The 12667-nt window shown below is 45.4% G+C and carries 9 protein-coding genes; 3 read left to right on the top strand and 6 right to left on the bottom strand.

Annotated elements, in window-relative coordinates; all coding sequences use genetic code 11:
* Positions 1–24: 24 nt before the first annotated feature.
* Positions 25–213 carry a DUF4089 domain-containing protein gene (locus tag NPUN_RS12490; protein WP_012409043.1) on the bottom strand — a complete coding sequence of 63 codons (189 nt, stop codon included), beginning with the start codon at positions 211–213 and terminating at the stop codon, positions 25–27.
* Between the two features lie 97 nt (positions 214–310).
* On the opposite strand from NPUN_RS12490, the gene NPUN_RS12485 reads away from it, so the two are divergent.
* The 3 genes from NPUN_RS12485 to NPUN_RS12475 all read left to right on the top strand — a co-directional run bounded on the left by NPUN_RS12485 (position 311) and on the right by NPUN_RS12475 (position 4027).
* The gene (locus NPUN_RS12485; RefSeq protein WP_012409042.1) at positions 311–586 is read left to right on the top strand and encodes a glutaredoxin family protein; all 276 of its coding nucleotides are present in this window, start codon (positions 311–313) and stop codon (positions 584–586) included.
* Between the two features lie 53 nt (positions 587–639).
* Entirely contained in the window at positions 640–2142 is a 1503-nt protein-coding gene (locus NPUN_RS12480; protein WP_012409041.1) for a UDP-N-acetylmuramoyl-L-alanyl-D-glutamate--2,6-diaminopimelate ligase, read from the top strand.
* Positions 2143–2434: 292 nt separating this feature from the next.
* Positions 2435–4027, top strand: a complete 1593-nt coding sequence (locus NPUN_RS12475) for a DICT sensory domain-containing protein (RefSeq protein ID WP_012409040.1) — start codon at positions 2435–2437, stop codon at positions 4025–4027.
* Positions 4028–4345: 318 nt separating this feature from the next.
* On the opposite strand, the gene NPUN_RS12470 is transcribed toward NPUN_RS12475, so the two are convergent.
* From NPUN_RS12470 to NPUN_RS12455, 5 genes are all read right to left on the bottom strand, one after another.
* Positions 4346–7648, bottom strand: coding sequence for a HEAT repeat domain-containing protein (locus tag NPUN_RS12470; RefSeq protein ID WP_012409039.1), 3303 nt, complete (start codon positions 7646–7648; stop codon positions 4346–4348).
* 441 nt (positions 7649–8089) lie between these two features.
* Positions 8090–8476: an endonuclease domain-containing protein gene (locus NPUN_RS12465; RefSeq protein ID WP_012409038.1), complete on the bottom strand. Its 387-nt coding sequence runs from the start codon at positions 8474–8476 to the stop codon at positions 8090–8092.
* Between the two features lie 253 nt (positions 8477–8729).
* Complete coding sequence (locus tag NPUN_RS12460) at positions 8730–9155, bottom strand: hypothetical protein (protein ID WP_234711129.1); 426 nt, start codon at positions 9153–9155, stop codon at positions 8730–8732.
* The gene (locus NPUN_RS43240; RefSeq protein WP_234711097.1) at positions 9156–9314 is read right to left on the bottom strand and encodes a hypothetical protein; all 159 of its coding nucleotides are present in this window, start codon (positions 9312–9314) and stop codon (positions 9156–9158) included.
* A gap of 167 nt (positions 9315–9481) precedes the next feature.
* Positions 9482–12664 (bottom strand): efflux RND transporter permease subunit, encoded by a 3183-nt coding sequence (locus tag NPUN_RS12455; protein WP_012409036.1) that lies wholly within the window; start codon positions 12662–12664, stop codon positions 9482–9484.
* Between the last annotated feature and the right edge of the window lie 3 nt (positions 12665–12667).

Here is a 12667-nt window from a genome sequence, read left to right as displayed (position 1 = left end):
TCAACATAGCTATTCTGGAAGCAATTATGGTTCAAAAACTGGTGCAACTTCAATTTCTTCTGGTAAAGGGAATGAATTTACAAGATTAGCGATCGCACTAATTCTCTCAAAATTTGCCACTACCTCATCCCGATACTCATCTCTTAGCTGCAAATCTAACAACAACGCCATAAGATCAACATACTCACCCACATCAAACCCTTCTCTTCTCATTTCTCCTCCTCTGCGTCCTCTGCGCCTCTGTGGTAGCCTGCGGCAAGCCGAAACGTCTACGTTATTCTAAAACTTATAACTTTTTACCCCAACTCAAATGCGATTAATTTTATACAGTAAACCCGGCTGTCATTTATGCGAAGGATTGCAAGAAAAGCTAGAAAAAATCCAAAATCTCAGTTTCGAGTTGGAAATTAGGGATATTACGACTCGTGACGATTGGTTCAGTGCGTATGAGTATGAAGTGCCAGTACTTTATTTATCGAACCATAGAGGCGCAGAGGACACAGAGGAAAAACCATTGCCGCGTCCTTCTCCTCGTGCTAGTGTGCAACAGTTGGAGCAAATGTTGCGTAAGTATTTAGCCAATTAGAAAAAAATAATGCAGAATAAGCGCAAGATTAAGAATGTGACGAGGTTCACAACATGAAATTGCGGGAATTACTAACGGCGGTAGACAGTGTTGAACAATTGGCTAGTCATCCGACTTTGGAGGATGTGGAAGTTAGGGGTTTGAAGACCAATTCCCATGCTTGTGGTGTGGGAGATTTGTTTATTGGGATGCCAGGAACGCGGGTTGATGGTGGGGAATTTTGGCAAAGTGCGATCGCATCGGGGGCTGTGGCTGCGATCGTTTCTCCCGAAGCTGCACAAAAAAATCCCCCCACAAATGAGGCTGTGGTCATCAGTGCAAGTAACATAACTCAAGCTTGTGCCCAGATAGCTAGTGCTTTTTATGGTTATCCAGGGCAAAAACTCAAGCTGGTAGGCGTGACTGGTACCAATGGCAAAACTACAACTACCCATATTATTGAATTTCTTCTGATCAAAGCTAATCTCGCCACAGCTTTGATGGGAACTCTCTACACTCGTTGGGCAGGTTTTGAGCAAACTGCTGCCCACACTACACCCTTTGCAGTGGAACTGCAACAGCAACTGGCAGAGGCTGTAAATGCTGGTAGTGAGTTCGGGGTGATGGAAGTAAGTTCTCACGCTTTGGCTCAAGGTAGAGTGCTGGGCTGTCAATTTGAGGTAGCGGTATTTAGTAATCTGACTCAAGACCATCTCGACTATCACCGCGATATGGAAGATTACTTTGCCGCTAAAGCGTTGTTGTTTAGCCCTGATTATCTCAAGGGACGGGCAATAATTAATGCTGATGACTCTTACGGAAAGCGGTTAATTGCCTCCTTAGATTCCGAACGGGTTTGGAGTTATAGCGTCAACGACAATAGCGCTGATTTATGGATGAGTGATTTAAGTTACGAGCCGAATGGTGTCAGTGGGATATTACATACACCAAAAGGTGACGTAGCTTTTCGATCGCCACTAGTCGGACAATATAATTTAGAAAATCTTTTAGCAGCCGTAGGAGCAGCTTTACACTTAGGGCTAGATTTGCAGTTAGTGGCATCTGTAATACCTGAGTTTCCCGGAGTTCCCGGACGAATGGAACGGGTACAGATTAATTCTGACCAGGATATTAGCGTGATTGTGGATTATGCCCACACACCCGATAGCTTGGAAAACTTGCTGAAAGCTGCACGTCCATTTATACCTGGGAAGGTAATTTGCGTGTTTGGTTGTGGCGGCGATCGCGATCGCACTAAGCGCCCAATTATGGGTAGAATTGCTGCTGAATTAGCTGATGTGGCAGTGGTGACATCAGATAATCCTCGCACAGAAAACCCAGAACGGATTTTAGAAGACGTTTTGGCGGGAATTGCCCAAACAGTAAAACCAATGGTAATTTGCGATCGGGCTACTGCAATTCGTACTGCTATTTTACAAGCACAACCAGGTGATGGAGTGCTGCTTGCTGGTAAAGGTCACGAAGACTACCAAATTCTCGGCACCGAAAAAATCCATTTTGACGACCGAGAACACGCACGCGACGCTTTACAGCAAAGACTTAATAGCCAAGCTTAATTTATTTGGGCATAGGGCATTGGGAATTGGGCATAAGGAACTTGTACTGAGCGCAGTCGAAGTATGGGGAATGGGCTAATAATCAATAGTTTTTCTTCCCTTGCTCCCCTTGCTCCCCCTGCTTCCCCTACCCCCTGCCCCCTGCTCCCCTACCCCCTTCTCCCCTTCCCCCTATGGGTAGATTTTTTTATAGTTAATGTTTCTTTCCGTAGGGTTTTTGTAAAAGATGGACAGATAAAGGTGAAAATCGAGACAGAATTATTTCTTGCTTCATCCTTATTGTGCTTGACTCATGAATGTTTCTCTGGCTAAGGATCTGTCTGTTTATCAACTGGTTATGGGAGTGCAAGTGCCTCCAAAACCATTGTCCCTCAGTCCTGCGACTCTGCTATCACTGGTGAGAGCGCAAATTGACTTACTAATTGAGCAGCAAATTGCAGCCACTTTATGGGTGAAGCTACCACCAGAAAAAATTTGGCAATCAGAATTAGCGCGTTACCAATCCTCAGTGGGTGCGTTTAGTATCATCTATACTTGCCAGCTTGACGAAAATGAAAAACAGGGAGATGAGGAAGCAGGGGGCAGGGAGCAGGTGGTCACTGAGCGTCCTGCCCTGAGCGAAGCCGTTGGCGCAGCCTCTCGTAGAGAAGGGAGCCGAAGTGGAGCAGGGGGCAGCGAACAGGGGGAAAATTCCTCTCCTTTGCACCCTTCCCCCTCATCTTTCTCATCTACTCATCATGTCACCGTTCACCTGCCACCAGATAGCCAACTGCGACGGGAAAACTTTTTGATGGTGTTATCACCCCAGTTTTGTAGTTTAATTTTGGCTCATCGACCACTTAAAAAACGCAAAAATCAGACATTAGGGAAGGTAAATTCTAATAAAAATCAGCCATTGCTGATTATCACCACTGTTGAGGGAAGAGTAATTCAGCAAGTATTAAATGGTATCCAAAAAGCGATATCTAACGACAAGCTACCAGGTGTCTACGCGCCAGAATCATCGCCAATTGTACCTGCTGATTTTATTTGTCCAACGATGCCGGAAGCGGCAACGATGAGTCAACTATTTGCAAAACAACTCCTGCGACAGGATGAAATTAATCGCCAAATCATCACAGCTCGCACCACCAAGTTGCAGCAGATAAATCAAGAACTGCACAACAAAGAACAATTGCAAGATGAATATCTGAAAAATCTCTGTCAGGAATTGCGTATACCCCTGACGCATATCAAAACAGCACTTTCGTTATTGAATTCTCCTAATCTCAAACCTACGCAGCGACAACGCTATTTACAGATGTTAAATACCCAGTGCGATCAACAAAATTCTTTAATTACAGGTTTGTTGGAACTGGTGCAACTAGAACGTAATTTGGAGGGGATGGTTTTGGAGTCGGTGCGGCTCTCAGATATTGTACCTGGAGTAGTTAGTACGTACCAACCTTTAGCCCAAGAAAAAGGGATTATGCTAGCCTACACCGTACCCACTGAACTGCCATCTATTTGGTGTGTGAGTGGTGGGCTGAGGCAGATTGTAATTAATCTGCTGCACAACAGCATTAAGTTTACTCCTAATGGGGGTGAAGTATGGGTGCGTGCCCGTCTTCAAGGCGATTATGTCCAATTAGAATTCCGCGATACAGGGATTGGTATTGCCGAAAGCGAGATTGCTAAAATCTTTGAGCGATTTTATCGTGTGCGTACATCAGCTACAGAAGATTATGCTGGTGCTGGCTTGGGGTTAACAATAGTACAGCAATTGCTGCTGCGCTGTGGGGGATCTATTTCTGTAAAAAGTAAATTATATGAAGGTTCCACATTTACAGTACAACTGGCAACAGTTGGCGATGCCCCAAGAGCGATCGCAATAGAACATGAATGATCGGTTATGATTATCCCCTAAATTAACTTTGTGGTGCTATGCAACTTTGCTCAAGAGGTTGTTTAAAAAGTATTTGGCTGTGATTTTAGACACTTATTGATCCCCCCTAACCTCCCTTAAAAAGTTACGGTGTACACATAAGTCTTTGAGAGTTGCCCCATAAGCTTTTGATCCCCCCAACCCCCCTTAAAAAGGGGGGCAAAAAGCTTTCAAAGTCCCCCTTTTTAAGGGGGATTTAGGGGGATCTAAAAGGATTTGATACATCACTAAGAACTTTTCAAACATCCTCTAAAACACAAAGAAAATAATCATGCCCACTTATCTAGTCCGTAACAACTGTACAAAGGTATTACTCACCGTATTGTCTTTGGTATCAGCCGCGTATTGAATCAAATCTTCTCGCAGTTCTTTGGCTGCATCTAAAGGAAGTAAGGTTGCTAGCAAGAAATAAACGCCACGAAAACGCGGATCGCCCATTCTATCAACTAATAGTCCTTCGGCGGCATCAGTTTCGCCCAAAAAGTTCTGCACTAAGAAGAAGTCCATGATTTTATCGTGGCGGAAGTACCATTCTTTTTTGGCTTCACCTTTGTCATCTTGCCACTGACGGCTGACTACCATTTTGTATTTCTCGTCTGACAAAGACATGGCGACTTGGTGAAATTCATCGGCGGGTAAGGCTTGTTTGTCTTGGAGTCGCATTTCGTAGACGGCGGCGGAGAATTTCTTTAAGGGAAATTCTTGATTCCATTCTTTGAGGTATTCTGCCGCCATTAAGTTGTATTGCTGTTCTTGCAGGCGGAATAAATTAGGATGTTTGCCTTGGGATAACATCAAGGCAACTACAGTTAAATCCATTGGATTGGAGAGAATGCGACGGGCAGCCTCTAATTCTTCTTGAGCTTGTTGGTCTTTGAGGACTTCTGTTAAATAATTGGTGCAGGCTTGGGCGTAATCAGCGCCTTGAATTTTGGCATCTTTGGGGAGTCGCTGCTGGCGGGAAAGCAAAAATTCTTGAATTTGGCTTTGTTCTAAGGGTTGCAAATAATAGGTTTTGGCGGTTGAGGGTGGTGTCCACTCTAGGGGCTGGGTTGTCATAATAATGTTGCCCCGGAAATAGCTTTCGACAAACTGACAGATTTTCGCCCGTGTTTCGGCGGTGACTTCGTTGAGTCCGTCGATGCAGATGTCAATTGCACCACTGTAAATCAGGTTTTTCAGGAAGCCCGCATCTTGGGCTTGCCCGTGTAGCTTTTCTTGAATGGCTTCGATTACGCCTTTATCGCATTTTTGGGCGGGGAGGTAAACAACAATGCGCTCTTGATTTTGCAACAGATGGCGGAGAAACATCGACTTGCCTAAGCCAGAATCACCTTCTAAGATGATTTGTCCTTTGATGCTGGGGAGGGCGGCGGTAATGGGGAGGATGTCGCCCGAAGTAACTTTGACTTGCGACTGGGGGAAGTATGATTGGTCATGAAAGTTATCTAACCCGGCATCGGCTAACAGGGAAGGCTTGAAGGGTTCAAGTAATTTGCGGCGGAAAAAGGGAACCCAGGTGAGGAGAAAGCCGACGTAGCCCATGCCGAGAATACGGCGTACCCACGGGTTCCAGAAGAAGATGGCTTGGATTTGGGGGGATTTGGGGTAGGCAAAGATGAGGAGAAGCCAGAAGGCAGCGTGAGTGAGGATGGTGATTCTGGCGTTGAAAAACCACTGCCAACCTTTGAGGTTAACTATGGCTGCTTGCAGTGAGTCGGTTTCACTGTATCCTGCTTTTTTGAGGTTTTTGTAGTGAGTTTCTAAAATAACAATATCTTGGGGTTGCCAAGAGACTTTTCTGGCGACTACAGCGATTTGTTTGGCTAAGTCTTCCCGTAATCGAGCAAAATCTTGGCTGGGTTCCCAGGCTTGGGCAAAGATGTTGAGAGTTTTCACGCCTTGGTCATGGGGTAAGGAAGCAGGAATTTTTTTAGGAAACCCCAGCCATGTAAGCAGTGTTTTGACTTCATCAGTGCCGCCACCAAGGAAATAGGTTAAAAATCGCCACCGTGCAAATTCTGATTGACCTGCGTAATAGACGCTATCCAGAATTACCACAATCTCATTTAATTCGAGTTGTTTTATCTTTCCCAATGCCACTGCTGCACCGTAAGGAACATAACTGTTAACGGATTTATCCTTGAGGAAGTCGAGGATGTCTTTGACGTAGGGTTTGGCAGCATCGCCCAGATTTCCCAATGCCACTGCTGCACCGTAACGAACACCACTGTCAACGGATTTATCCTTGAGGATGTCGGCGATGTCTTTGACGTAGGGTTTGGCAGCCTCCCCCAGATTTCCCAATGCCTCTGCTGCACTGGAACGAACATTAATGTCAACGGATTTATCCTTGAGGATGTCGAGGATGTCTTTGACGTAGGGTTTGGCAGCCTCCCCCAGATTTCCCAATGCCACTGCTGCACCGGAACGAACACCACTGTCAACGGATTTATCCTTGAGGAAGTCGAGGATGTCTTTGACGTAGGGTTTGGCAGCCTCCCCCAGATTTCCCAATGCCGATGCTGCACCGTAACGAACATTACTGTCAACGGATTTATCCTTGAGGATGTCGGCGATGTCTTTGACGTAGGGTTTGGCAGCCTCCCCCAGATTTCCCAATGCCTCTGCTGCACCGGAACGAACATAACTGTCAACGGATTTATCCTTGAGGATGTCGAGGATGTCTTTGACGTAGGGTTTGGCAGCCTCCCCCAGATTTCCCAATGCCTCTGCTGCACCGGAACGAACATCTTTGTCAACGGATTTATCCTTGAGGAAGTCGAGGATGTCTTTGACGTAGGGTTTGGCAGCCTCCCCCAGATTTCCCAATGCCTCTGCTGCACCGGAACGAACATCTTTGTCAACGGATTTATCCTTGAGGAAGTCGAGGATGTCTTTGACGTAGGGTTTGGCAGCCTCCCCCAGATTTCCCAATGCCTCTGCTGCATCGGAACGAACATAACTGTCAACGGATTTATCCTTGAGGAAGTCGAGGATGTCTTTGACGTAGGGTTTGGCAGCCTCCCCCAGATTTCCCAATGCCTTTGCTGCACCGGAACGAACATCACTGTCAACGGATTTATCCTTGAGGATGTCGAGGATGTCTTTGACGTAGGGTTTGGCAGCCTCCCCCAGATTTCCCAATGCCTCTGCTGCACTGGAACGAACATTAATGTCAACGGATTTATCCTTGAGGATGTCGAGGATGTCTTTGACGTAGGGTTTGGCAGCCTCCCCCAGATTTCCCAATGCCACTGCTGCACTGGAACGAACATCACTGTCAACGGATTTATCCTTGAGGATGTTGAAGGCTTTGTCAGCAATATTTTCTGGTTTCTCAACTACTGATTTTAAATTTTGCAAATCATATTCATTGAGTTTGTCAAAAGCAGATTTCTTAACTTGGTCGTGTCCGTCATCAAGGGCGGCTACTATACCGTTAATCTGCCAATCTTGGGGTTTGGGTTTGGGGGTTTCTTTGGCGTTTACCCAAGGTAGGGAGAGGAAGAGAGTTAGGAGTAGGGTGAAACAGAAAAGGAAAAAGAGCGATCTGCTGGTGTGGCGGGGTATGGTGAGCATAATTTGGGGCAAGGTGGCAGATTACACGCGGCTAAAAGTATAATAACAACCTTGCAATTCCTAATTCCTGATTGAGAGCCTTTAATGTTCGTGGGCGAGTATTAAAGACTCATTAACGAAGCTCTGAGGTTCATCGCCGATGCTTTGAGGTTCATTCACAAAGCTCTGAGGTTCATCGCCGATGCTTTGAGGTTCATTCACAAAGTTCTGAGGTTCATTGACCAAAAGATACATCTCATTTTGCTTAGGAAACTTTCAATACGATTCGGTTAAGAGGATATTTGAAAAGTCCTCTCCTCGGTAGCAAATACTTTGAGATCCCCCTAAATCCCCCTTAAGAAGGGGGACTTTGAGAGGTTTTGCCCCCCTTTTTAAGGGGGGTTGGGGGGATCAAAAGCCTATGGCGCAACTCTAGAAAACTTGTGTGTACACCGTAGCTTTTTAAGGGGTGCTAGGGGGGATCAGACGCTGTATCTGCTCACACACACTATCAAAGTGATTTAAAACTTGACTATTTGTAAACCTAATAATCTTTAAACCATAGCCTTCCAAAATGTTTGTTCTCTCTAGATCGTACTCTTGACTTTCATCTGTAAAATGGCTATCCCCATCAACTTCAATCACTATTTTTAAAGTAGGACAGTAGAAATCAACTATGAAATGATTAATCGGTCGTTGTCTTAAAACCCGAAATTGAAAATTTCTCAAATATTCATACCACAGCTTTTTTTCTGCTGGGGTCATATTTTTACGAAGTTCTTTCGCTCTTTCTACAAGCTTTGGATTGTAAGGTAAATGGTGATTGCTGCTATTGAGTTTATTTGTCATATTTTCTAGTGTTTATACCCCCTAACTAATACTGCTCGGGTTTTGGTGCATAGTCATTCGAGATCCCCCCTAACCCCCCTTAAAAAAGGGGGGAACCGGAGTCAAAGTCACGCTTTTTGTGCATAGTCATTGGAGATCCCCCCTAACCCCCCTTAAAGAAGGGGGGAACCGGAGTCAAAGTCCCCCTTTTTAAGGGGGATTTAGGGGGATCTCAAAGTATTTGCTACATCACTAAAGGCTTTTAAAAAATCCTTTAAGAATCGACAGCAGCTTTAGCAGGTTTCTTTTTAATCGCTTTAAAGCGTTCGCCTAATTGTTCAGCTATTATTTTTAACCCTGGAGTTTTCTTAGCAGCTGTCTTGACGTAATCATAAACTGTCAAACTGCTGCCCATTGCTTCGCTACCAACTGCCATTAAGGTATCATCTACTTGTTCTGTCAGTTGTCGCAGTCCAATCAAAACTTCGGTAAGCGTGGCGGCTAGTTGATAATCCCGGATGAACTCATCTAAATCAAAGCTGGCTGGTAAAATGTCTCGGTTAGATTGGGCAGCAATCAGGCTATTGTTGACAAAAGCTAGTCTTTTATCGCCCATTTTAAATAAGTTACGTCGTTCTTCTGCACTCAGGGTTACGAGAAAGGGCATCTTTGCTTGGATAGTCGCAAAGGCTGCTTTAATTTATTGGATATCTGCTGGGGAAAGGGAAGCGGTGATGTTTTGGTAAGCCATTGTATATTTACTCTGGTGAATCTGTTTGTTATGATTCCCAGTGGTAAATGCGATCGCACAGTATTTAAGGGAATTGGGAGTAGGGAAATTAACCTCTCTGGTGTACACACAAGTCGAATTACCCCCCTTAATCCCCCCTTGTCAAGGGGGGAAACCGGAAAATCTTGTTCCCTCCCCTTTGCAAGGGGAGGGTTAGGGTGGGGTAAATACGCTGTAAGGAAGCAATACGATTTGGTTAAGAAGACGCGATAAATCGCCGTCTCTACAATTAATTATTAACGCGATGGTTTCTTGCCAAATCCACAGCGCAATGTATTCATAATCCAAGTTTGGAAGTTGTCAATGTAGCTAAATATCACTGGCACTACTACCAGTGTCAACAGGGTGGAAGTTGTGAAACCGCCCATAATGGCAATTCCCATTGGTTGCCGAACTTCAGAACCTGCGCCAATTCCTAACGCTAGGGGCAGTATCCCGGCGATCGTTGCCAGAGAAGTCATTAAAATCGGACGCAGACGTGACACGCCAGCTTCTACGAGTGCCTGACGCTGAGTTTTGCCTTCTTGGATGTTGATGATTGTATAATCCACCAACAGAATTGAGTTTTTGGTGACAATCCCCAACAGCAACACGATACCAATCAAGGCATATATCCCCAATGGTTTTTGAGCAACCATCAACGCCACCAGTGCGCCGCCTAAACAAAAGGGCAAGGCCGCCATAATCGATAATGGATGCAGAAAGTTGTTATACAGCAACACCAGAATCGCATAGATACACATTAATGCCAGCCCTAACGCGCCACCAAAGCGCCCAAAAATTTCTTGCATAATTTTGGCGCTACCGGAGGGTTGCTGTACTACCCCTGGCGGTAAGTTTTGCATCACAGGTAGTTTGTTGATTGTTTCTACTGCCTCTCCCAAAGAAATCCCTTGTAAATTGGCTTCTACGGCAACTTGACGGGCGCGATCGTAACGGTTGATGGTTGCAGGGCCACTACCAAAACGGATATCTGCAACTGCCACTAGGGGAATCAATTTGCCATTTTGACTGAGGACTTGCAGATTTGTGATTGTGTTAATGTCAGCCCGCACTTTCGGATCGATTTGTACGCGAATCGGGATTTGACGATCGCTTAAATTAAATTTTGCCAAGTTGGCCTCATTATCGCCGATGGTGGCCAGAGAAGCTGTCCGAGCGATCGCTTGTACTGTCACTCCCAAATCTGCTGCCCGTTGTGGGTTAGGAATTACTAAAATCTCTGGTTTCACCAAGCTTGCAGTCGAAGACACTTCTACCAATCCTGGTAGCGATCGCATTTGCTTTTCTAGGGCATCAGCCGCTTGATTCAATGCTTCGGGATTTTCACTTCTGAGAACAATTGATAAACCCTTCCGACTGTCGCCTGGTGACTGACTTTGAAAACTAATTCTCGCTCCTGGTATTTGCTCAAAGTCAGGGCGTACTTGTTCCTCAAACTGTTTTTGAGAAATCTTTCGTTCTTCTCTAGGTTTGAGATTAATTGCCAGGCTTGCAGAATTGATCTCTTCGGTTGCTAGTACACGTTCAACTACTGGGTTTTGCCGAATGATATCAGTTGCCTGTGTGACTACCTTATTAACGTCTTCTAATGTCGAACCTGGAGGTAGTTCTATAGATACGTTAGAAATCCCAAAGTCGCCATCATCAACGAAACCCTTGGGAATTAAAGGAACCAGCATCAGACTGGCAATGAAGAAAGCTAAAGCGATCGCCATTGTGGTCAATCTATGGCGTAACGCCCATTGTAATAACGATCTATAAGGTTGAAACCCCCGACGGTTGTCAGTTCTGAGTGTTCTGTTTCCCTGCTTTCTACCTGGGATTGCAAACTTGAAATTAAACAATCTTATTACTCCCCCTGCTCCCCTGCCCCTCTGCTCCCTCTGCTCCCTCTGCTCCCTCTGCTCCCCTGCTCCCCTGCTCCCCTGCTCCCCTGCCTCTTTTAAAAGATACGCCCCCATCATCGGTGTAACCATCCGCGCGACAAGAGTTGAGAAAATTGTGGAAACGGCAACGGTAACACCAAATGGTTGGAAAAATTGTCCCGGAATCCCACCCATAAAAGCAACGGGCATAAACACGGCAATAATCGTTGCTGAACTTGCGATTACCGCTAATCCTACTTCGTCGGCAGATTCAAAAGCAGCATCCCAAGCTGATTTGCCCATAGCGATATGCCGTTCCATGTTTTCAATTTCCACCACGGCATCATCTACCAAGTTGCCCACCGCCAGCGCTAATGCCAACAAAGTCATGTTGTTGAGGGTGTAACCAAGGGCTTGCTGCACTGCGAAAGTGGGAATTATTGACAATGGTAAAGCAACAGCCGTAATTAATGTTGCTCGCCAGTCCCGCAAAAATACTAAAATAACGATGACAGCCAGCACCGAAGCTTGAATTAATTCATCAATAGTGCTTTGGTATGATTGGCGAACAACATCGGCTCTAGTAAAAATCAAATCTAGTTTGACATCTGCGGGAAGTGTTTTTTCCAGTTCTTTGACAGCTGCTTTCACTCCTTGTTCTACTGTCACCAGAACGCTGCCAGTACTACGCAACACTTGGAAAGCTACCACAGGTTGATTATTTAAGGTAGCAGCTTGGCGCACGTCACCAAATTTATCTTCTATAGTTCCCAAACTGGATAATGGTACGGAACCGCCTTGTGGTAAGAGGATTTCGTAGGTTTTCAAAATATCCACACTGGCGGCACTTCCTAATGTGCGGATACTTTGTTCGCTACCGCCGACTTCAGCCCGTCCGCCAGGTAAGTTAATGTTTAAATCGCGGATTTGGTCGTTTACCTGAGTGGCGGTGATACCCAGAGATTGTAAGCGGCTGGGACTCAGATTAATCCGAATTTCTCGGTCAACTCCACCCACACGTTGAATTTGGGCGACACCACGGACTCCCAATAAGGCGCGGCTAATAGTTTGATCGACAATATTGCTTAACTCTTCTACAGAACGCTTATCTGATTTAACCGCGTAAGTAATCACCGGGCCGTCGGCAAAGTCTAGACGTTCCACAATTGGATCGTTGATCTCTTGGGGTAAATCTTGGCGAATTTGAGCGATCGCATTGCGGACATCATTGGTGGCGCGATCGCTATCTGTACCCAAAACAAAGTTGATTGTCGTCTTAGAATTCCCATCGCTGACGGTGGAAATCATAAAATCGATATTGCCCAACCCCGCGACGGCATCTTCAATTTTTTTCGTCACTTGGGATTCTAGTTCGGCTGGGCCTGCACCTGGTTGGGTGACTTTGATCGAAACTGTTGGGACATCAATATTTGGGTTAGTATCAATCCCCAAGGATAAAAAGGAGAACCAACCCACAACCGTCAAAATTAAAAATAAAACTATCGTAGGAACAGGTTTTTTAATCGACCAAGCTGAGATATTAAAGGACATGAG

Origin of the sequence: Nostoc punctiforme PCC 73102 (assembly GCF_000020025.1) — a bacterium.
In the GTDB taxonomy this organism is placed as follows: Bacteria; Cyanobacteriota; Cyanobacteriia; order Cyanobacteriales; family Nostocaceae; genus Nostoc; species Nostoc punctiforme.
This window is presented reverse-complemented; position numbering and strand designations above follow the sequence as displayed.

Excerpts from the sequence above, each read along its gene's own strand:
- NPUN_RS12485 (WP_012409042.1), top strand. The coding sequence starts at position 311 with ATGCGATTAATTTTATACAGTAAACCCGGCTGTCATTTATGCGAAGGA.
- NPUN_RS12475 (WP_012409040.1), top strand. The coding sequence starts at position 2,435 with ATGAATGTTTCTCTGGCTAAGGATCTGTCTGTTTATCAACTGGTTATG.
- NPUN_RS12490 (WP_012409043.1), bottom strand. The coding sequence starts at position 213 with ATGAGAAGAGAAGGGTTTGATGTGGGTGAGTATGTTGATCTTATGGCG.
- NPUN_RS12480 (WP_012409041.1), top strand. The coding sequence starts at position 640 with ATGAAATTGCGGGAATTACTAACGGCGGTAGACAGTGTTGAACAATTG.
- NPUN_RS12455 (WP_012409036.1), bottom strand. The coding sequence starts at position 12,664 with ATGTCCTTTAATATCTCAGCTTGGTCGATTAAAAAACCTGTTCCTACG.
- NPUN_RS12465 (WP_012409038.1), bottom strand. The coding sequence starts at position 8,476 with ATGACAAATAAACTCAATAGCAGCAATCACCATTTACCTTACAATCCA.
- NPUN_RS12470 (WP_012409039.1), bottom strand. The coding sequence starts at position 7,648 with ATGCTCACCATACCCCGCCACACCAGCAGATCGCTCTTTTTCCTTTTC.